The 18,906-nt window shown below is 71.6% G+C and carries 20 protein-coding genes; 14 read left to right on the top strand and 6 right to left on the bottom strand.

The features are described 5' to 3' along the window. Positions 1 to 144: 144 nt before the first annotated feature. Entirely contained in the window at positions 145 to 558 is a 414-nt protein-coding gene (locus ACFYMU_RS32315) for a roadblock/LC7 domain-containing protein (RefSeq protein ID WP_388381065.1), read from the bottom strand. Between the two features lie 93 nt (positions 559 to 651). Here ACFYMU_RS32315 and ACFYMU_RS32310 point away from each other — a divergent pair, with 93 nt between their 5' ends. Continuing rightward, on the top strand, positions 652 to 1,080 hold the full coding sequence (locus ACFYMU_RS32310) for a PPOX class F420-dependent oxidoreductase (RefSeq protein WP_388381062.1): 429 nt from the start codon (positions 652 to 654) through the stop codon (positions 1,078 to 1,080). A gap of 154 nt (positions 1,081 to 1,234) precedes the next feature. Then, positions 1,235 to 1,834: a class I SAM-dependent methyltransferase gene (locus ACFYMU_RS32305; RefSeq protein WP_388381059.1), complete on the top strand. Its 600-nt coding sequence runs from the start codon at positions 1,235 to 1,237 to the stop codon at positions 1,832 to 1,834. Between the two features lie 3 nt (positions 1,835 to 1,837). On the opposite strand, the gene ACFYMU_RS32300 is transcribed toward ACFYMU_RS32305, so the two are convergent. Then, entirely contained in the window at positions 1,838 to 2,596 is a 759-nt protein-coding gene (locus ACFYMU_RS32300; RefSeq protein WP_388381057.1) for an alpha/beta fold hydrolase, read from the bottom strand. Between the two features lie 118 nt (positions 2,597 to 2,714). Here ACFYMU_RS32300 and ACFYMU_RS32295 point away from each other — a divergent pair, with 118 nt between their 5' ends. The 3 genes from ACFYMU_RS32295 (at position 2,715) to ACFYMU_RS32285 (ending at position 5,873) form a co-directional block, all read left to right on the top strand. Then, positions 2,715 to 3,248, top strand: coding sequence for a PadR family transcriptional regulator (locus ACFYMU_RS32295; RefSeq protein WP_388381054.1), 534 nt, complete (start codon positions 2,715 to 2,717; stop codon positions 3,246 to 3,248). Between the two features lie 231 nt (positions 3,249 to 3,479). Next, positions 3,480 to 4,334, top strand: a complete 855-nt coding sequence (locus tag ACFYMU_RS32290) for a hypothetical protein (protein ID WP_388381051.1) — start codon at positions 3,480 to 3,482, stop codon at positions 4,332 to 4,334. Between the two features lie 162 nt (positions 4,335 to 4,496). Continuing rightward, entirely contained in the window at positions 4,497 to 5,873 is a 1,377-nt protein-coding gene (locus tag ACFYMU_RS32285) for a tannase/feruloyl esterase family alpha/beta hydrolase (protein ID WP_388381119.1), read from the top strand. 3 nt (positions 5,874 to 5,876) lie between these two features. Here the strand turns inward: ACFYMU_RS32285 and ACFYMU_RS32280 are convergent, their stop codons facing one another. Next, positions 5,877 to 6,059, bottom strand: coding sequence for a hypothetical protein (locus ACFYMU_RS32280; RefSeq protein ID WP_388381048.1), 183 nt, complete (start codon positions 6,057 to 6,059; stop codon positions 5,877 to 5,879). Positions 6,060 to 6,384: 325 nt separating this feature from the next. Here ACFYMU_RS32280 and ACFYMU_RS32275 point away from each other — a divergent pair, with 325 nt between their 5' ends. Further along, on the top strand, positions 6,385 to 7,329 hold the full coding sequence (locus ACFYMU_RS32275; protein ID WP_388381045.1) for a ferritin family protein: 945 nt from the start codon (positions 6,385 to 6,387) through the stop codon (positions 7,327 to 7,329). 153 nt (positions 7,330 to 7,482) lie between these two features. On the opposite strand, the gene ACFYMU_RS32270 is transcribed toward ACFYMU_RS32275, so the two are convergent. Then, on the bottom strand, positions 7,483 to 8,025 hold the full coding sequence (locus tag ACFYMU_RS32270) for a hypothetical protein (RefSeq protein ID WP_388381042.1): 543 nt from the start codon (positions 8,023 to 8,025) through the stop codon (positions 7,483 to 7,485). 323 nt (positions 8,026 to 8,348) lie between these two features. On the opposite strand from ACFYMU_RS32270, the gene ACFYMU_RS32265 reads away from it, so the two are divergent. Continuing rightward, the gene (locus ACFYMU_RS32265; protein WP_388381039.1) at positions 8,349 to 9,383 is read left to right on the top strand and encodes an aminoglycoside phosphotransferase family protein; all 1,035 of its coding nucleotides are present in this window, start codon (positions 8,349 to 8,351) and stop codon (positions 9,381 to 9,383) included. A 39-nt stretch (positions 9,384 to 9,422) separates the two neighbouring features. After that, positions 9,423 to 9,779, top strand: a complete 357-nt coding sequence (locus ACFYMU_RS32260; protein ID WP_388381036.1) for a DUF6233 domain-containing protein — start codon at positions 9,423 to 9,425, stop codon at positions 9,777 to 9,779. An 18-nt stretch (positions 9,780 to 9,797) separates the two neighbouring features. Here ACFYMU_RS32260 and arsM read toward each other — a convergent pair whose 3' ends face one another. After that, a complete protein-coding gene (arsM, locus tag ACFYMU_RS32255; RefSeq protein WP_388381033.1) occupies positions 9,798 to 10,595 on the bottom strand; it encodes an arsenite methyltransferase in 798 nt (265 codons plus the stop codon). A 275-nt stretch (positions 10,596 to 10,870) separates the two neighbouring features. Here arsM and ACFYMU_RS32250 point away from each other — a divergent pair, with 275 nt between their 5' ends. After that, on the top strand, positions 10,871 to 11,182 hold the full coding sequence (locus ACFYMU_RS32250) for an SHOCT domain-containing protein (protein WP_388381030.1): 312 nt from the start codon (positions 10,871 to 10,873) through the stop codon (positions 11,180 to 11,182). 163 nt (positions 11,183 to 11,345) lie between these two features. Here ACFYMU_RS32250 and xylA read toward each other — a convergent pair whose 3' ends face one another. Next, entirely contained in the window at positions 11,346 to 12,512 is a 1,167-nt protein-coding gene (gene xylA / locus ACFYMU_RS32245; protein WP_388381026.1) for a xylose isomerase, read from the bottom strand. Positions 12,513 to 12,714: 202 nt separating this feature from the next. Here xylA and xylB point away from each other — a divergent pair, with 202 nt between their 5' ends. The 5 genes from xylB (at position 12,715) to ACFYMU_RS32220 (ending at position 18,760) form a co-directional block, all read left to right on the top strand. Next, positions 12,715 to 14,181 (top strand): xylulokinase, encoded by a 1,467-nt coding sequence (xylB, locus tag ACFYMU_RS32240; protein WP_388381023.1) that lies wholly within the window; start codon positions 12,715 to 12,717, stop codon positions 14,179 to 14,181. Beyond that, positions 14,178 to 15,386, top strand: coding sequence for an ROK family protein (locus ACFYMU_RS32235; RefSeq protein ID WP_388381020.1), 1,209 nt, complete (start codon positions 14,178 to 14,180; stop codon positions 15,384 to 15,386). The genes xylB and ACFYMU_RS32235 overlap by 4 nt, the downstream gene beginning before the upstream one ends. Positions 15,387 to 15,591: 205 nt before the next feature. After that, entirely contained in the window at positions 15,592 to 17,076 is a 1,485-nt protein-coding gene (locus ACFYMU_RS32230) for an APC family permease (RefSeq protein WP_388381017.1), read from the top strand. Further along, positions 17,073 to 18,086 (top strand): acetamidase/formamidase family protein, encoded by a 1,014-nt coding sequence (locus ACFYMU_RS32225; RefSeq protein ID WP_388381014.1) that lies wholly within the window; start codon positions 17,073 to 17,075, stop codon positions 18,084 to 18,086. Before ACFYMU_RS32230 ends, ACFYMU_RS32225 begins: the two co-directional genes overlap by 4 nt. 59 nt (positions 18,087 to 18,145) lie before the next feature. Then, positions 18,146 to 18,760: an N-acetylmuramoyl-L-alanine amidase gene (locus tag ACFYMU_RS32220; RefSeq protein WP_388381011.1), complete on the top strand. Its 615-nt coding sequence runs from the start codon at positions 18,146 to 18,148 to the stop codon at positions 18,758 to 18,760. Positions 18,761 to 18,906: the final 146 nt, after the last annotated feature.

Below are 18,906 nucleotides of genomic sequence, written 5' to 3'. Positions count from 1 at the left end.
CGATCACGGACCGAGCCTGTGGACAACTCCGCTCCGACCCCGTTTCCGCAGGGGATGGAGGGCCGGCAGGTCATGTCGCGGTCCCGGGATCGGCCGGCGTGTGCCCTCGCGGCCGGAGTTCCGGGGACGGCCCGGCCCGAAGGGTCAGAGGTCCCCGTTCGGCGTGTGCTCCCGCTGCCGCGCGTCCACGGCGAGGTGCTCTCCGACCCGGTTCACCAGCAGCGTCATCTCGTACGCGATCTGACCGATGTCCGCCTCGGCGGCGCTGAGCACGCACAGGCAGCTGCCGGGGCCGGCCGCGGTGACGAACAGGATCGCATCATCGAACTCGATCATCGTCTGACGCACCTGGCCGGCGCCGAAGTGACGGCCCGACCCCTTGGCCAGGCTGTGCAGCCCGGACGAGACGGCGGCGAGATGCTCGGCGTCCTCGCGGCGCAGACCGGTGCTCGTGCCGGTCACCAGTCCGTCGTTGGACAGCACCAGCGCGTGGCGTATGTGCCCCATACGCTCCGTCAGGTCGTCCAGCAGCCAGCCGAGTTCCGTGTTCTGCGCCATGGTCCGTTCTCCCCGTGATGTCTCCCCCCTGGCCGGAGGTTCCGATCAGCCAGCCTTCACCACAGTCGCCGTCCCGGCAAGCAGGATGGGTACATGGCTCAGAAGATGACCGACCAGGAATGGCGGGCCTTTGTCGCTCACGGCACCCGCACCGGGAAACTCTCCACGGTGCGTGCCGACGGCAGCCCGCACGTGACGCCGATCTGGTTCCTGCTGGACGGCGACGACGTGCTCTTCACCACCGGCAGGGAGAGCGTGAAGGGGCGGAACCTGGCCAGGGACGGCCGGGTCGCCCTGTGTGTGGACGACGATCACCCCCCGTACGGCTTCGTCGTCCTGCAGGGCCGGGCCGAGCTCTCGGAGGATCTCGACGAGGTGCGGTCCTGGGCGACCCGGCTCGGCGCCCGGTACATGGGCGAGAAGCGGGCCGAGGAGTTCGGCGCCCGCAACGGCGTCCCGGGTGAGCTCCTCGTCCGGGTACGGGTGGGGAAGGTCCTCGCCTACTCGGGCGTCGCCGACTGACGTCGCACGGCAGACGGGACTGTGACGACAGGGCCGGTGTCGTCCCACCGACTCGAGCAACCGGGCGGTGTGCATCCGCCGGGCGTACTCGACGAGGCGGGCCGGCACCTGCCGCGCGCGGCGTCCGCCGCGGAGGTGAGGGATCATGCAGAGCATGAGCGACGACCACACGCACGTCCAGGAGTTCTTCACCGCGCGCGCGGCCGACTGGGACGCGCGGTTCCCCGACGACGGCCCGGCGTACGCCGCAGCGGTCGCCGCCCTGGGGCTGTGCGAGGGCGATCGGGTGCTCGATGCCGGCTGCGGCACGGGGCGGGCCCTCACACCCCTGCGTGCCGCCGTTGGCCCTTCGGGAGTGGTCCTGGGAGCCGACCTCACCCCTGCGATGCTCGAGGCCGCCGTGCGGGCCGGACGGGACCACGACGGGCGGCTGCTGCTGGCCGACGTGACCGCGCTTCCCCTGCGTCCGGGGTCCCTCGACGCGGTGTTCGGCGCGGGTCTGATCTCCCACCTGCCCCACCCGGAGGAGAATCTGCGGGAGTTGGCACGCGTGGTGCGGCCCGGCGGCCTGCTCGCGCTCTTCCACCCGATCGGCCGGGCCGCCCTCGCGGCCCGGCAAGGTCGGCGGATCACCCCGGACGACCTGCGTGCCGAGTCCCGTCTCCGTCCGCTGCTGGCCGGTTCCGGCTGGCGCATGACCTCGTACGTCGACGAGGACACCCGTTTCCTCGCCCTGTCCGTGCGCGAGGGCTGAGCCTCAACGGCGTCCCGCCACCTCGGCCACCAATGCGTCGGGGTTGTCGAACATGATGTTGTGTCCCGCCCCCGGCACGGTCACCACGCGGACGCCGGAGGCCTCCAGGCCCTCCCTGTCCTCGAGTTCGCCGCTCAACGCACCGTGCAGGTAGACGCGGTCCGCCGAGAGGGACTCGAGCAGGCGGCGCATCGTGGGGCGCGTACCCCGCACCAGGTTCACGGCCGTACGGTGGAGGGCGAGCGGGTCGGCCAGCCGCATGGTCGCCGCCCAGGTGGGACCGATCTTCTCGAGTACGCGCGCGTGACCGCCGTCGGCGACGTACTCGTCCTCCGTGTACGTCGCGATGCCGCTGCTGCCGGCGCCGAGCGGCGGATGCGGATCGAGGTTGGCCTCGATGAGCACCAGTCGGGACACGAGGTCGGGCCGCCGGTGGGCGAGCACGATCGCCACCGCCCCGCCCATGCTGTGTGCGACGAGTTCGACACCGGCGGCTTCCGCCGTGTCCAGTGCGGCGGCCAGCGCGTCCGCGTGGTCCTCCAGGGTGTAGGCGAACCGTGCGGGGCGGTCGCTGATCCCGTGTCCCGGGAGGTCTACGAACAGGGTGCGGCGGCCCGCCAGTTCGGGCCGTGCCGCGATGTGTGCGGCGTAGACCGCGGAAGCCGCGCCCAGTCCGTGCACGTACACGCGTGCCGGTTCCGCACCGGCCGTCTCGGTCCACCGGATCAGACTTCCGTCGTCGTCGAACGCTGCCTGCCTCATCGGTATCTCCTTCGCGGCCGTTCCCTGTGTCGTCGATCCCACCGGCCGCCCAGGAGAATACATCGTACCCGATGTATAGCGGAGACGATGTACAACGCGAGTGCGGCAGAATGCGGGCATGTTGGAGCTCGCCCTTCTCGGTTTCCTGTACGACACCCCGCTGCACGGCTATGAGCTGCGCAAACGCATCACCGCCTTGACGGGACACGTACGCCCCCTCGCGGAGAGCACCCTGTACCCCGCGATCAAGCGACTGGAGAAGGCCGGACTGCTGGCGCGGGCCACGCAGCCGGGCTCGGTGGCGGCACCGCGGCACGTCCTGACACTCACGGAGGAGGGCAGGCGAGAGCTGCGCCGCAGGCTCGCGGCACCGGCGCAGCGCGACATCACCGACGAGAACCGCTGGTTCACGGTGCTCGCCTTCCTCCGGCACCTGGAGGACCCGGCGGCGCAGGCGACCGTCCTGCGACGCCGGCTCGCCTTCCTGGAGGAACCGGCGAGCTTCTTCTACGAGGGCGACCGGCCGCTGCGCGCCGAGGAGCTGGACGACCCCTTCCGGCGGGGCGTCCTCACGATCGCGCGCGCCACGAGCCGGGCCGAACTGGAGTGGCTTCGGACGACACTCGGCTCTCTCACCGGGAGCGGTCGGTGAACCCGCCCCGGCCGGACGGAACATCCCTTGACGCCGAGGACCGACCAGGACCGGATGGAGGAACGCGCGCAGGGCTCCTCGGCCCGCCCGCCGTCTGATACCGGTTCCGCTGGGTCTTTTCACCCCGTTCAGCCGGGCAGCCGCGGCCCTATCGTGAGATTCGCACTCGTGACAACGGGCTCGCGGGCGCATTAGGGTGCGCCGACGGATGGAACCGATGGGGAGGATGGCATGGCCGGGACGGACGAGGACGCCGTCGCCGCCGAGGACGACGCGCTGTATGTGCTGACGGCGGTTCTCTTGACGCCCGCGCAGTTCCCCAGCGTGCTGGGCGACGACTACCCGGAGGCCTGCGCGGCGCTCGATCTGCCGCCACTGGCCGACGGCTACGGCCTCGTGCTCGGTCAGGACGGCGACGGTGCACGCTGGACGGTGGTCATCGACGACGTGTCACTGGTGGCCGTCGCCATCGCGTCCTGGGACTGCGGGATGGAGTACGAGCTGTCGCCCGACGAGCGGACGGTCGTCGCCGCTCTGCCGGGCTGGCCGCTGGCTGTGGCCGTCGCCGCTCCCGGCATACCCGCCCCGCACGATCCGGCACCCGAGCTCAGCGACCGTGAGCCGCTCTCCCCGCCGGACACCGACACCTGGGGTCCCGCCCAGCGGCGCCTGGGGGCGGACGAGATCGCGCTCCAGTGGGCGGTGTGGCGGGAGCAGATCGACGACTCCGACTTCGCACCCGCAGACGCCGCGCGGGCCGCCGAGGAGGGCGCGAAGCCCGAGGACGGGGCGAAGCCCGAGGAGGGTGCGGGCGTGGCCCGCAGTGGCATCCGCCGTGTCCTCACGGAGGCGCGCGCGTACGTGGATGCTCCCCCGCCGTTGGGCCGCGTCCGCTCCTCGTTCGCCCCAGGGGGTGCCCGCACGCTGCGCGCCGACGGGCCCGGCTGGTCCATGGTGGCCAGGACCGACGACATCGCGTTCGTCCTGCTCGACGAGGAGCCCGGCGAGGTTCTCCCGGTGGGCCGGGGCCCGGAGCTGCCCGGGCTGCTGGAGGCGCTCGACAGGATGGCGGTGCGTCCGGTCTGAAACGGCGGGACGAGGAGCCGCGCACCACGGGGCGGCCACAAGCAGCTGTGTGAAGCCCCATAGGGTCATCCGTGCTCATGTGGTCCACGCCCATGGTCGGCGGGCTTCCGGGATCGCAGCATGGGGCCGCCCTGTGCTCCCCTCATGTCCCGGAGGCACCTCATGCGCCTGTCCCGCAGCGTCGCGCTGCTCACCGCCGCTCTGCTGAGTTCCGCCCTCACCGGCCCCGCGGCAGCCACCGACGACGGCCGCTGCGCGGGGCGGGAGGGGGCACGGGTGCCGGGCGCGGCCTTCCAGACCAGTGCCTGCCTGGACGACTTGACGACATCGGGTCTCGCCGGGACTCCTTACACGGACATGGCGGACCAGGCGGGCCTGACCGCCAGGACCACCCGCAATCCGTCCGGTGTGCCGGGACTGCAGATCGACGGGTACTTCCCGGACGACTCACGCCTCAATTCCACGCACGGATGGCGGCACGACGCCCAGTTCGTGATCCGGCTGCCGGACCGCTGGAACGGCGGCCTCGTCGTCACGGGCGCCCCGGGCACCCGCAAGCAGTATGCGACCGACACGGCGATCTCGGACTGGGTGGTCGCGCAGGGATATGCGTACGCGGCCACCGACAAGGGCAACAGCGGGCCGGACTTCTACCGCGACGGAGCCCGCCCCGGCGATGCCGTCGCCGAGTGGAACCGGCGCACGACGCAACTGACCGTCGCCGCCAGGAGTGCGGTGGCCGAGTACTACGGGCGGACCGCCCGCCGCACCTACATGACGGGGATCTCGAACGGCGGCTACCTGACGCGGTGGCAGCTGGAGCACCACCCCGAACTGTACGACGGCGGCGTGGACTGGGAGGGCGCCCTGTGGACCGCGGACGGTCCCAGCCTCCTGACGTCGCTGCCGGCGGCCGTGGGCCGGATCCTCGGGTCGGCGCGGGACGAGGACCTGTACGCGGTCGGGTTCGCCCGCGGCTCGGAGTTCCTGTGGCCGTACCACGAGAAGGCGTACTGGGGCGTGACGCAGAAGATCTACCGCGCCGAGTTCGATCCCACGTACGACGCCGCGTGTCCCGGCGCGTCCCCCGGCTCCACGACGGAGCAGATCCTGGCACCCTGCCCTTCGGACGCGGCCTACGACTACGCGACACGCCCCGCGTCCGTCCACCGCGCGGTGGCCCGGGTCGCTCTCACGGGGCGCATCGGGAGGCCGATGATCACTCTGCACGGTGATCTGGACGCCCTGCTGCCGAAGGCCGCGGACTCCGATGTGTACGCACGGATGGTGGAGGAGGGCGGGCGCGGGCGGCTGCACCGCTACTACACCATCGAGGGCGGCACCCACGTAGACGGGCTGTACGACAGCCACCCCGATCGGCTGCGGCCCATCCTGCCCTGCTATCGGGCGGCCTTCGGTGCGCTCACCGCATGGGTGGAACGGGGTGAGCAGCCGCCCGCGGACCGCACCGTCGGCAGGCCCGCGGTCGGCGACGTGGTGGACTCCTGCGCACTGGCGGGGAACGCCGCGGGACACTAGCCCTCAGCGACCGAGCTCCTTGCGTGCCACTCGGCGCAGCCTGCGCCGCTGGGAGGGGTCCAGGGTGAGGTACGCGGCGGTCGGGACTCCCAGCACGATCAGGAGGACGGCCCACCAGGGCAGCCAGATCCACAGGATGAGCCCGACCACCACTCCCCCCGTGGCGATCTTCGCGTTCTTCGACATGTGTCGCCTCCTTCGCGGCCGCTGCCGCTCTCTGCTCTGAGAACGGGTGCGGGCGGCACGCGGTTCCGGTCCTCGTCCCTGACAGGACCCTGAGTCGTGACCCTCAGTCTTCCCTGAGATGCCTCCCCGGCGCCGACCGCCGGAGAGGCCTCCGGTGCGGCGAACGGGGACGACCGCCATCCGCAGGTCACGCGCCTGCGGCACGGGCCGTCGCGCCGGTCCCGGTGCTCGGTCACCTCACCCGAATGCCACGGCCTGTTCGCCGCGCCCCTCACTTGTTGGTGTGATGCCTGGGAGGCTTCAACGGTCCGATCTGGAGGTCCGCGTGATTCCTTATCCGATACGCGCCCTGACGACGGGCGCTCTCGTTCTGACGATCAGCGCATCCGCAGCAGGCACCGCCTCAGCCGCGCCCGGCGACGCGATCCGCGCGCTGCACGCACAGACACGCACCGACCTCGACGCGTCGATGCGGGGCGAGGCGTACGCGTACGCCTCCTACTCCTTGTTCGCGGAACAGGCCCGTAAACAGGGTCTGGCGTCGGTGGACGGCCTGTTCCAGCGGACCGCGAAGGTGGAACTGGGTGAGCACTTCACGGAGGAGGCCGCACTGAGCGGTCTGGTCGGCAGCAATGCCGCCAACCTCCGGGCGGCCCTCCAAGGTGAGGCGTACGAGTCCCAGACGATGTATCGCACCTTCGCCAAGCAGGCCAGACAGGACGGTGACACCTCCGCCGCCGAAGTCTTCGACGAACTGGCCCGGGACGAGGCCGCCCACCACGCCGCGTTCACCAAGGCTCTCGAGGTGGTCCGCACGGGCAAGGGAAGCATCCCGGCACCGCCCGCTGCCGCCACGGAGGCCGTACAGGCCGGTGCTGCCAAGGTCCGCGCGCCCCGGACCAGATCGGATCTCGACACCGCCATGCGCGGTGAGGCGCTGGCGGCCGCCAAATACACCCAGTTCGCCAAGGCCGCGTCCGCACACGGGGACCAGGCGCTGGCGCGCCTGTTCAACGGCGTCGCCGAGGTCGAACTGCGCGAGCATTTCGCGGGCATGGCACGGCTGGCCGGCACCGTCGGCACCACGCGTGAGAACCTCACCAAGGCCATCACCGGCGAACGGTACGAGTCCGGGAGCATGTACCCGGCCTTCGCCCGGCGGGCCCGGGCAGCCGGCGACAGCGCGGCCGCCCAGCTCTTCGCGCACAACGCCGAGGACGAGGCCGCCCACGCGCGCAGTTTCGAGACCGCCCGTTCCACCCTGCGTTGACCGAACGGCACCCGGGCACCACAGCGGCACCCGGGTCCGTGCGCCGTGGCAACCGTGACGACGTACCGTGGAATGCGGGGGCACAGACCGCGGAACCCCGGCCCGATTCCGGCAGGCCGGGGTTCTCGCCATGCGTCACAACAGTCGACTTGATCACTTACCGTAGTCGCCGCGGCCGTGGTCGTAGCCGTAGCGGAAGTAGTCCCCGACCACGCGGAAGCTGCCCACTACGCCGTCGCGGACGCGGAGGCCGCCCCGCACGCGCCGGGGGTAGAGCCCGTTGCTCGAGCTGTACGGGCCGACCGTGGCGACGGGCGAGCCGTTGTCGCACGTGGCCCCGTTGAAGACCTCGACGGTCTTCCAGCTGTCGTTGCGCACGTTCAGGCTCTTCGAGCCGAGGCCGCTGACCACCGTGATGCAGCCGCCGGCGTGGGCCGCGTAGGTCCGCTCGTTGATGTGGATGAGGCCGATGTGGTGCCGGCGCTTGCCGTGGCCGTAGCCGTAGTCCTTGCCCTCGTTGCCCTTGCTGTTGCCGCCGCCGCCCTGGGGGGCCGCGGCGGGGACAGCGGCGGCCTGCTGGTTGACCGCGGCCGCCTGGGCCGGCTCCGAGGCGGCCGAGGCGTAGGTGATGCCGGTGGCCACCAGGGCCGCACCAGTGGCGACCGCGGCGGTAACGGCGATGGAACGCGTTGCCATGTCACTTCTCCTGTCTGAGACACACACGTCGACTGTGAGCCGATGCACAAGTGAACGTACATAAGATCCCAATTTGGGCGGTATAGGACATACCGAAAATCTGATGAACAATACGATTGGAGTAATCCTGCTGCCGTCTTCCGCCTCGGCGCATGCCCCTCGCACGCCTCGGCGATCAGCCCAACTCCCGGCCCGCACGGACCGTTTGCCCTGGATCAGCGTCCGCCGTGGCAACCGCTCGGGGCGCGGCCGCCGTGCCGCTGCGGTCGAGGCCCCGCGAAAAAGCGCTGGAGGGCGTGCGCGGAGGGTGCTGGGATGACGTGATGCGACATGACGCGTCGACGGTCGTGGACCGGGGCCGGTACGAGCATGCGGTGACCCCCTGGGAGCGGGATGCCTGGCGGAAGGCCGCCCTCGGATGGGCGCAGGGCGAACTCGAGGCTCTCGGTCTCCGTGTGACAGGGCTGCGGACGGTGCGGTTGCGACCGTGGTCCGTTCTGGTGCGCATGTCCGTCGCGGGGCGGGGCGCCGTATGGTTCAAGGCCAACCCGCCCGGCAGCACTTTCGAGGCGGCACTGGGGTCGGCGCTGGCCCAGTGGGTGCCGGAGCACGTACTGGAGCCGCTCTCCGTCGATCCCGGCCGCGGCTGGTCGCTGCTGCCCGACGGCGGCGAACGCCTCCGCGACGTACTCGACCGCGGGCGCGCCGGCTTCCCCGCCTGGGAGCAGGCACTGCGTCAGTACGCGGCCATGCAGCATGCCCTCGTTCCGCACACTCACGCGATGGAACGGCTGGGCGTCCCCAGTGCGCGCACCGCTTCGCTTCCCGATGTCTTCGACCGGCTCGTCGCGGAGAACAGCGCACTGCACGCGGAGGACCGCAAGCGGCTGCGCGCACTCCGGCCACGCCTCGTGGCCTGGTGCACGGAGCTCGCGGGCGTGGGCATCGCGGATTCCCTCGACCATGCCGATCTGCACGACGCCCAGATGCTCGTGCCGGAACCGGAGTGCCGTCGATTCACGTTCTTCGACTGGGGCGACGCCGCCGTCTCCCATCCGTTCTGCAGCCTCCTGGTTCCCGCTCGGGCGGCGCGTGACCGATACGGGGCGGATGTGCTCCCACGACTGCGGGACGCCTATCTGGAACCCTGGACGGGAGGCGGTCGGACAGCGGCGGAACTCCGACGCGCCACGACCTTGGCGTGGCGGCTCGGCGCTCTCGGCCGTGCCTGCTCCTGGGGCCGGGTGTTCCCGGGAGTCCCGGGCACGGCAGGTGACACAGGCGCCGCCGAGAGCGCCCAGTGGCTGCGGGGGCTCTTCACGGAGCCGCCCGCGTGGAACAACGCGGACCCGGCCTGACGGGTCGCGTGCGCGGGCCACCCCTCTAGAATCGAACGCGTGAACGAAAGATCGCCATCTCGTCTGGAACTCCTGCGCTTCGCGCGCCGCGTGGTCGCGCAGCAGGCGACGACGGCCCTGACGCAGCTCGACCGGTGGATCGCCGACGAGGAACGGCGGGAGACGGAGCGGCGGACGGGCGACGCGCGGCACCCCCGGACACCCGAGTGGCTCATGGAACGGGGCATCGGCACCGGGAGTCCGCCGGCACGGATCCACAGGGGCGACTGCCACATGGCCAAGGGGGTCCGGGTCAAGGCGATCACAGAGGAGCAGGCACGTCGGGCACTGTACGCATGCGTGGCGGCCTGCCCGCACTGCAACCCGGACACCGCACTCCAGGTCGTCCCGGAGTAGGCCGTCCACGACCCCTGGCTAGGCCGCCCCCGCCCCGGCCGCCGTCATGCCCTGCGCCGCTGCCGTGTCGAGGGGCTTGGTGGCGCGGACGATCGCCGAGTGCATGCCGTCGGCGACCGTGTGCGTCGCGGTGATCTCGACGTTCGTGAATCCCGCCCCCTCCAGACCCGCACGGTACTCCGCGAAGGACAGCGCACCGGCGATGCAGCCCGCGTGGTCGCCGCGCTCGGCCCGCTCCTCCACGGTCAGGGCGTCGTCGGCCACCACGTCCGACACACCGAGCCGGCCGCCGGGCCTCAGCACGCGGAACGCCTCCGCGAAGACGGCAGGCTTGTCGACGGACAGATTGATCACACAGTTCGAGATGACCACATCGATGGTGTTCGCCGGCAGCGGCACGGCTTCGATGGTGCCCTTGAGGAATTCCACGTTCGTGGCACCGGCCTTCTTGGCGTTGGCCAACGCCAGAGCGAGCATCTCGTCGGTCATGTCCAGCCCGTAGGCCCTGCCGGTGGGACCGACGCGGCGGGCCGAGAGCAGGACGTCGATGCCGCCGCCGGAGCCGAGGTCGAGGACGCGCTCGCCCTCACCCAGTTCGGCGACGGCGATGGGGTTGCCGCAGCCCAGGGAGGCGGCGACGGCCTCGGCGGGCAGGGCGTCACGTTCGTCGGCCTCGTAGAAGGCGGCGCCGAAGGTCTCGTCGACCTCGACCGGCTCGGACCCGCAACACGCGGTGCCGCCCTCGGACACCTGCACGGCCGCCGCGGCGTACCGCTGCCGGACGGTTTCGCGCAGGTCGGTGGGCTGCTCGCTCATGGCGCACTCCTGACTGGTGGGGCTGAGGGGCTGACGGGGCGACGCAGACCCAGTACGCACCTGTATCGACGTCTGTTGATGCAACACTGCCGCTTGAATCGAAAAACGTCAACATAGAAGTACATCGAACCAGGGTTCGGCGGCCCCTTCCTCAGGACGTGAGCGAGCAGGCGTCCGGACGCGGGCGGGTGCCCGGCGCTTCGGCATCGGGGCCGAAGGGCCCTGGCGTCTCGGACCGCCCGCGCGGACAGTGAAGGAGGAAACCTCCTGGGGAGGTGAGGACAGTGATGTACTGGGACGGCGGTGGCTGGGCCTGGATGGCCCTCATGCCGCTGGTGTGGATCCTGCTGATCGGCCTCATCGTGTGGGCGGTGATCCGCCTTGCGCAGCACGGCGGTCACGGCTCCGAGCAGCATCGTTGGGGACCTCCGCGCGAGACCCCGGAAGAACATCGCTGGGGTCCGCCACGAGAGACACCGGAGGAGATCCTCGACCGGCGCTTCGCCTCCGGCGAGATCGACGCGGACACCTATACGGAGGCCCGCGAACGCCTCGCCGCCCACAGACCACCACCCCGGCCGGACTGAGGACGACCGCCCGACGCGGTACGGACGGTGGTCCGCCGCCCGACCCCGGCGCACCGCCGGGCGGCGGACCACCGCCCCCGTGGCACAGAGCCCGGCGGGCGTTCCGCGGTCCTCCGCGGGAGGGCCGCAGCCCCCCGTGCGGCGAACCGTGACCTCGCGGCCGTCAGCCGCGTGCTCCCAGCAGATGGTCCATGGCCAGCTGGTCCAGGTGCTCGAAGGCCATGCCGCGTGCGGCGGCCGCCGCCACGTCGAACTCCTCGAAGGCACTGCGGTCGGCGAGCAGGGACTGCAGTCCGTCCGCGGCGGTCGGCTGCGCCAGTTGGTCCAGACGCGCGGCGCGCAGGGCCTCCTGCACCTCAGGGTCGGCACGGAAGGCTGCCGAACGCTCCTTCAGGACGAGGTAGTTGCGCATGCAGCCCGCGGCCGAAGCCCACACGCCGTCGAGGTCCTCGGTCCGCGGCGGCTTGAAGTCGAAGTGGCGCGGCCCGCTGTACCCGGCGCTCTCCAGGAGGTCCACCAACCAGAACGCGGCACGCAGATCACCCGCCCCGAAGCGCAGGTCCTGGTCGTACTTGATGCCGGACTGGCCGTTGAGGTCGATGTGGAAGAGCTTGCCCGCCCACAGGGCCTGGGCGATGCCGTGCGGGAAGTTCAGGCCGGCCATCTGCTCGTGGCCCACCTCGGGGTTGACGCCGTACAGCTCCGGCCGCTCCAGACGCTCGATGAAAGCCAGGGCGTGCCCGACGGTGGGCAGCAGGATGTCGCCGCGCGGCTCGTTCGGCTTGGGCTCGATGGCGAAGCGGAGGTCGTAGCCCTGGGAGGTGACGTACTCACCGAGGAGGTCGAACGCCTCCTTCATGCGGTCGAGCGCGATACGCACGTCCTTGGCCGCACCGGACTCGGCGCCTTCCCTGCCGCCCCAGGCGACGTACGTCTTCGCGCCCAGTTCGACCGCCAGGTCGATGTTGCGGACGGTCTTGCGCAGGGCGTAGCGGCGCACGTCGCGGTCATTGGCGGTGAACGCGCCGTCCTTGAAGACGGGGTGGGTGAAGAGGTTGGTGGTGGCCATCGGCACGGTCATCCCGGTCGCGTCGAGGGCCTGCCGGAAGCGCTTGACGTGCGACTCGCGCTCACTGTCCGAGGACCCGAAGGGGATCAGGTCGTCGTCGTGGAACGTCACTCCGTAGGCCCCCAGCTCGGCGAGGCGCTGCACCGTCTCGACCGGGTCAAGGGCGCGCCGGGTGGCGTCGCCGAACGGGTCCCTTCCCTGCCAGCCGACGGTCCACAGACCGAACGTGAACCTGTCCTCGGGGGTGGGCTCGTAACTCATGCCGCGACTCCTTGCTCGCTGAAGACTATTTCGTCATGGCGCTTAACAAATTAGTATGCGAAGGCATCTCTGGGAAGGGACCAGGTGTCCTCGTACGGCGACCTCGTACGGTGACGACGGATGCACGCCGAGCCGCCCGGAGCCGGAGGCGGAGCACGCTCGCACCAGTCAGATCCCGCGAGCCGCGGAAAGGGAGAGCCCGATGTCAGCAGCCGAGGGTCCGCTCGTCGTCGGGGTGGACTCGTCCACCCAGTCCACCAAGGCCCTGGTCGTCGACGCATCGACCGGACGGGTGGTGGCGAGCGGCCAGGCGCCGCACACCGTCTCGCCGGGCGCGGGCCGCGAGAGCGACCCCCGCCAGTGGTGGGACGCCCTCTGCGAGGCCCTGCGCCAGTGCGGCGAGGCGGCCCACGAGGCCGCCGCCGTGTCGATCGGTGGCCAGCAGCACGGCCTCGTGACCCTGGACGCTCAGGGCGAGCCGGTCCGCCCTGCCCTGCTGTGGAACGACGTGCGGTCGGCACCGCAGGCCCGCCGGCTGGTGGAGGAACTGGGCGGCCCCAAGGCGTGGGCGCAGCGCACCGGAAGCGTTCCGGGCCCGTCCTTCACGGTCACGAAGTGGGCCTGGCTGGCCGAGAACGAGCCGGAGGCCGTCCGCACGACCGCGGCCGTGCGGCTGCCCCACGACTACCTGACCGAACGCCTCACCGGCCAGGGCACCACCGACCGCGGCGATGTCTCCGGCACCGGCTGGTGGGCGTCCGCGACGGAGTCGTACGACGAGGAGACGCTCGCCCACGTGGGCCTGGCTCCGGCCCTGCTGCCGCGGGTGGTCCGCCCCGGAGAAGTGGCCGGCACCGTGCGCGACACCCATGACCTGCCCTTCTCCAAGGGCACCCTGGTCGCGCCCGGCACGGGCGACAACGCTGCCGCCGCGCTGGGCCTCGGACTGCGCCCCGGAACGCCCGTGCTGAGCCTGGGCACCTCCGGCACGGTGTACGCGGTCTCACGGCGGCGCCCCGCCGATCCGACCGGCACCGTGGCGGGCTTCGCGGACGCGCGCGGCGACTGGCTGCCGCTGGCCTGCACCCTGAACTGCACGCTCGCCGTCGACCGGATCGCCGCCCTGCTGGGGCTGGACCGTGAGGCCGTCGAGCCCGGCACGGGGGTCACGCTGCTCCCCTACCTCGACGGCGAGCGCACACCCGACCTCCCGCACGCCTCCGGACTGCTGCACGGCCTTCGGCACGACACGACGGCCGGGCAACTGCTGCAGGCCGCGTACGACGGCGCGGTGCACTCGCTGCTCGGCGCCCTGGACCTGGTGCTCGACGCCGACGCGGACCGCACGGCTCCGCTGCTGCTCATCGGCGGCGGCGCCCGGGGCAGGGCGTGGCAGGAGACCGCGCGCCGGCTCTCCGGGCGTCCCGTTCAGGTCCCGGAGGCCAAGGAACTGGTCGCGCTCGGTGCCGCCGCGCAGGCCGCCGGACTGCTGACGGGCGAGGACCCGGCGGCGGTGGCCCGGCGCTGGGACACCGCCCGCGGACCGGTGCTGGAGGCCGTGGAGCGGGACGAGGCGACGCTCGCCAGGATCGCCGGGGTACTCTCCGACGCGGCACCGCTGCTGGAGCGGGAGCCGGACCGGCGTCGACGGGATCCGAGGGGGGCATGACCACACCGCTGCACGAGGCCCATCCGTCCAGCCCCGGCCGCCGGCTGCCCGACACCCAGCAGGGCATGCGCCGGCGCAATCTGGCGCGGGTCATGCACACCGTGAGCGCCGAGGGGCCGCTGTCGCGTGCCGCGGTCGCCTCTCGGATCGGGCTGACCCGGGCCGCGGTCTCCACGCTGGTCGACGAACTGATCCGTTCCGGACTGCTGGAGGAGCTCGGGCCCGAGCGGCCCGGCAGGGTGGGGCGCCCGGGGTCCGCCCTGGCCGTCAGCGGACGCGGTCCCGCCGGGATCGGCGCGGAGATCGGCGTGGACCACCTCGCGGTGTGCGCGATCGATCTGCGCGGGGGCATACGGGCGCGTGCGGTCCGGCACGGCACGAACCGCGGCCGCGCCCCCGGGCCCGTGCTCGCCGAACTGGCCGCACTCGTGGAACGGGTCGCCGCCGAGGCGGAACGGGAAGGCCTGCGGCCCGCGGGTCTGGCCGTCGCGGTGCCGGGCCTGGTCGCCCGTGACGCCCGGACCGTGGTCCGCGCCCCCAACCTCGACTGGCACCACGTGGACCTCGGCGCACTGCTGCCCGGCGAACTGCCGCTGACCGTGGACAACGAGGCCAACTTCGGCTCCCTCGCGGAACTCTGGCTGGGCGACTCCACTCCTCGTGACTTCCTGCACGTCTCCGCGGAGATCGGCATCGGTGGCGCGGTGGTCGTGGACGGGCGGCTGCTGCGCGGTACGCACGGTTTCGCGGGCGAACTGGGCCATGTCCCCGTGCGTCCGGAAGGGCCGGAGTGCGTCTGCGGGGGGCGCGGCTGTCTCGAGCAGTACGCGGGCGAGGAGGCGGTGCTGCGCGCGGCCGGGCTGACGCCGGGCGAGGACCGCGTCGAACTGCTGGCCGAGCGCGCGGCGCAGGGCGACCGGGACGTGCGCCGGGCCCTGCGCGGCGCCGGGACCGCCCTGGGTATCGCGCTCACGGGGGCGGTCAACCTGCTGGACCCGGAGGCGGTCGTGCTCGGCGGGGCGCTCGCCGCGCTGGCGCCCTGGCTCCTGCCGTCGCTGGAGCGGGAGCTGGCCCGGCGGACGGCGGGTCCGCCCTGCGCCGTGACCGTGTCCCGGCTGGGTTCCGACGGGCCGTTGCTCGGCGCCGCTCACTCCGTGGTGCGCGCGGTGCTCGACGATCCCGCGGCGATCGCCGAGCGGGCGTAACGGGTTTTCCTTCCCCGGTGGCCCCGGGCAGCCGCACGCTCCTTCACGGCACTTCCCTCGAACGGGTGGCGGCGTTGTCCACAATCCCGGCGCTGTCCACCGAAGATGCCGCGCCCTTCCTGCCCAACCGCCCAGCGCCGTACCGTGATTCACGCGAGGCGCAGCCGTCGGGCAGGTGCCGCGCGGAGTCGGATCGGGGGTTCCCATGACGGGGGAGAACGTTCCGGGGCTGCGGCGTGAGGCGATCGGCCTGCGCGAGGTCCTGTTCCAGAGCATCACGGCGATGGCGCCCGCGGCAGCGGTCGCCGCCTCCATTCCCGCGGGCGCGGCGTTCGCGGGCGGCAGCCTGCCGCTGTCCGTGCTCGTCGCCCTGGTGGCCTGCCTGTTCACCGCTTCGTGCGTGGCCGAGCTGGCTCGGCAGCTGCCCGCCGCAGGATCGGTGGCGACCTACGCGGCGCAGGGGCTGCATCCGGCGGTCGGCTTTCTCGTCGGCTGGGGCTATGTGTTCGTGGAGGCACTGGTGCCGCCGCTCCTGCTCCTGCAACTCGGCTTCACGACCGCCGGCACGCTCCACCAGGAGTGGTCCTCCTACCCCGAGGACCTGTGGTGGCCGTGGGCGCTGGCGGGCGCGGTGGTGATCGCACTGGCGGGTTACTTCGGCGTGCGTGCCTCGGCCCGCTTCGGCACGGTCCTCGGCGTCTTCGAGATCCTGGTCTTCCTGGTCTTCGCCCTCTGGCTGATCGTCAGGACGGGCGGTGGCAACACGCTGTCGGTGTTCGGCACCGCGCACACGGCGAAGGGGCACGGGGGCATGGGCGGCGTGTTCGCCGGTTCGGTGTACACGGTGCTCGCCTTCGCGGGATTCGAGGCAGCGGCACCGCTGGCGGAGGAGACGAAGGATCCGCGACGGGTCATGCATCGCGCGGTCCTCGGGGCGGCGCTGGCGATCGGGCTCTTCTACGTGGTCACGACCTATGCGATGAGCGTGTTCATCGGACCGGACCGCTTCACCGCCTTCGGCGCCTCGGGGGCGTCCTCGTGGGAGGGGGTCGCCCGCGCGTCCTTCGGGCTGTTCTGGGTGCTGGTGTTCCTGGCCGTCGTCAACTCGACGATCGCCAACGCGAACGCGTGCGCCAACGTCTCGACCCGTACGGCCTTCGCGCTCGCACGGATCAGGGTGTTTCCCTCGCTCTTCGCGCGCGTGCACCCCCGCTACCGCTCCCCCGCCGCCGGTGTCGCCGTGCAGGGCGCGGTGGCGGTGGCGGTCGTGCTGGGCCTCGGTCTGTACTACGACCCCGTCACGGCGTTCTTGCTGCTGGCCACGATCATCGTGACGGTCGTCATCGGCGTGTACATCGTGGTGAACCTCGCCTGCGCGGGCTACTTCCTGCGCCGCAGACGGGAGTTGTTCGGACCGGTGCGGCATCTGCTGTTCCCGCTGCTGGGCATCGTCGCCTTCGTGCCGGCGTTGCTGACGGCGGCGGGCCTGCCGGTCTTCGACTTCGTGAGCGAGCTGACCGCGCCGGTGTCCTACGCCGGCCCCGTCGTCGGTGTCTGGATGGCGGCCGGGGCGGCGGTGCTGTGCGTCCTGGTGCGACGCCACCCCGGACGCATAGCCGAGACCGCCCGCGTCCATCTCGACGAGCCCCCGACATCCGACCTTCGGCCGAACGGAGCCGTGCAACCATGACCGATCCCCGCATCCTGACCGTGCGGCCCGCCCCGGGCGAGTACGCCTGGACGTTCGGCGGCGCGCCACCCGTCGCCCGGATCACACCGGGCACCGTCCTCGACCTTTACACCGAGGACTGTTTCGCCGGGCAGGTGCGATCCGAGAAGGACCTGGTGTCCGAGGTGTGTGAGTTTCCCTTCCTCAATCCGCAGACGGGTCCGTTCCATGTGAAGGGCGCCGAGCCGGGCGACACCCTGGCGGTGCACTTCGTGTCGATCGAGCCGGCCCGGGACTGGGCGGCGTCGACGACGGTGCCGCTGTTCGGCGCGCTGACCTCCACCCACACCACGGCGACCCTGCAACCGCCGCTGCCGGAGACCGTGTGGATCTGGCGGCTCGACCGAGCCCGGCGCACCGCCGAGTTCAGCGCGCGTGCCGGCGACATCCGCATCGAGCTGCCCATGGACCCGATGCACGGCACGGTGGGCGTGGCGCCAGCTCATCTGGAGGTGCGCTCGGCGCTGGTGCCGGACGCGCACGGAGGCAACATGGACACCCCGGAGATGCGTGCGGGCGTCACCTGTTATCTCGGAGTGAACGTCGAGGGCGGACTCGTCAGTCTGGGCGACGGGCACGCCCGGCAGGGCGAGGGCGAGACCTGCGGGGTGGCCGTCGAGTGCGCCATGCACACCGTGGTGATCGTCGAACTGCTCAAGGGCCTCGCCACACCGTGGCCGCGTATCGAGTCCGACACGCACATCATCTCGACGGGCTCCGCCCGCCCGTTGGAGGACGCGTTCCGGATATCCCAGCTCGATCTCGTGCAGTGGCTCGTGCGCGACTACGGGTTCAGCGAGCTGGACGCCTACCAGTTCGCCACCCAGACGGTCGAGTCCCCGCTGGCGAACGTCTGCGACACCAATTACACGTGTGTGGCCAAACTCCGCAAGGAATGGCTGCCCACGTGCGAGACACACCGCGGAATCCACGCCCGCCTGCGCGAAACGGCGGCCATGCTGAGGCGTTGAGCACACAGCGGACGGGATCGGCACCAGCAGGGACCCCAGACAGGGAGGGCACGCGCTCCATGGAACACGCCGGATCGGAACGAATCGCGCCGGCCACGACGAGACGGCGACTGCTGAAGGGAGCGGCCCTCGCCGCGCTTCCCTACGCGCTGCTGCCCTCGGCGCCGGCCCGTGCCCGGCCCCGGATCGTCGACCAGCCCTCGGTCGACTGGCTGTCGGCCGACCCGGCCAACTACACGGTTGCCGACCGGCCGACGGAGTGTCCGATCGACCTGGTCGTCATCCATGTGACGCAGGCGACGTACACGACCACGCTGGGCGTCTTCCAGAACCCCGGGAAGAAGGTGTCCGCGCACTATGTGGTCCGGTCGGCCGACGGACACATCGCGCAGTGCGTCCGCGAACACGACATCGCCTGGCACGCGGGGAACTGGAACCACAACACCCGCAGCATCGGCATCGAGCACGAAGGCTGGGTGGACAGACCGGCGTACTTCACGAACGCCCTGTACCAGGAGTCGGCCAGGCTCACGGCGGCGATCTGCACCCGGTACTCGATCCCCAAGGACCGGGCGCACATCATCGGGCACTACGAGGTCCCGGGAACCGACCACACCGACCCGGGACCGAACTGGAACTGGGAGCTCTACATGACACTCGTCAACGCCTCCTGATCGACGGGCGCAGGCTGTGAGCCACCGATCAGGGCGCCGTCCCGGGCGGGGGTATCCATTCAGAAGGAATGGGCCTGATCGGTGACGCTGGGTGGGGGTGCCTGGTCAGGGGAGCTGGGCGATGGGTGGCATCCAGAGGTTGCCGG

The sequence above is a fragment of the Streptomyces sp. NPDC007264 genome, from assembly GCF_042869095.1.
Lineage (GTDB): Bacteria > Actinomycetota > Actinomycetes > Streptomycetales > Streptomycetaceae > Streptomyces.
The sequence above is the reverse complement of the archived record's forward strand: the minus strand, read 5'-3'. Positions and strand labels throughout refer to the sequence as shown.

What these genes read in the sequence shown, in the direction of transcription:
- ACFYMU_RS32315 (WP_388381065.1), bottom strand. Translation starts at nt 558, where the DNA reads ATGGCGCAGAACACGGAACTCGGCTGGCTGCTGGACGACCTGACGGAG.
- ACFYMU_RS32310 (WP_388381062.1), top strand. Translation starts at nt 652, where the DNA reads ATGGCTCAGAAGATGACCGACCAGGAATGGCGGGCCTTTGTCGCTCAC.
- ACFYMU_RS32305 (WP_388381059.1), top strand. Translation starts at nt 1,235, where the DNA reads ATGAGCGACGACCACACGCACGTCCAGGAGTTCTTCACCGCGCGCGCG.
- ACFYMU_RS32300 (WP_388381057.1), bottom strand. Translation starts at nt 2,596, where the DNA reads ATGAGGCAGGCAGCGTTCGACGACGACGGAAGTCTGATCCGGTGGACC.
- ACFYMU_RS32295 (WP_388381054.1), top strand. Translation starts at nt 2,715, where the DNA reads ATGTTGGAGCTCGCCCTTCTCGGTTTCCTGTACGACACCCCGCTGCAC.
- ACFYMU_RS32290 (WP_388381051.1), top strand. Translation starts at nt 3,480, where the DNA reads ATGGCCGGGACGGACGAGGACGCCGTCGCCGCCGAGGACGACGCGCTG.
- ACFYMU_RS32285 (WP_388381119.1), top strand. Translation starts at nt 4,497, where the DNA reads ATGCGCCTGTCCCGCAGCGTCGCGCTGCTCACCGCCGCTCTGCTGAGT.
- ACFYMU_RS32280 (WP_388381048.1), bottom strand. Translation starts at nt 6,059, where the DNA reads ATGTCGAAGAACGCGAAGATCGCCACGGGGGGAGTGGTGGTCGGGCTC.
- ACFYMU_RS32270 (WP_388381042.1), bottom strand. Translation starts at nt 8,025, where the DNA reads ATGGCAACGCGTTCCATCGCCGTTACCGCCGCGGTCGCCACTGGTGCG.
- ACFYMU_RS32265 (WP_388381039.1), top strand. Translation starts at nt 8,349, where the DNA reads ATGCGACATGACGCGTCGACGGTCGTGGACCGGGGCCGGTACGAGCAT.
- arsM (WP_388381033.1), bottom strand. Translation starts at nt 10,595, where the DNA reads ATGAGCGAGCAGCCCACCGACCTGCGCGAAACCGTCCGGCAGCGGTAC.
- xylA (WP_388381026.1), bottom strand. Translation starts at nt 12,512, where the DNA reads ATGAGTTACGAGCCCACCCCCGAGGACAGGTTCACGTTCGGTCTGTGG.
- xylB (WP_388381023.1), top strand. Translation starts at nt 12,715, where the DNA reads ATGTCAGCAGCCGAGGGTCCGCTCGTCGTCGGGGTGGACTCGTCCACC.
- ACFYMU_RS32235 (WP_388381020.1), top strand. Translation starts at nt 14,178, where the DNA reads ATGACCACACCGCTGCACGAGGCCCATCCGTCCAGCCCCGGCCGCCGG.
- ACFYMU_RS32230 (WP_388381017.1), top strand. Translation starts at nt 15,592, where the DNA reads ATGACGGGGGAGAACGTTCCGGGGCTGCGGCGTGAGGCGATCGGCCTG.
- ACFYMU_RS32225 (WP_388381014.1), top strand. Translation starts at nt 17,073, where the DNA reads ATGACCGATCCCCGCATCCTGACCGTGCGGCCCGCCCCGGGCGAGTAC.
- ACFYMU_RS32220 (WP_388381011.1), top strand. Translation starts at nt 18,146, where the DNA reads ATGGAACACGCCGGATCGGAACGAATCGCGCCGGCCACGACGAGACGG.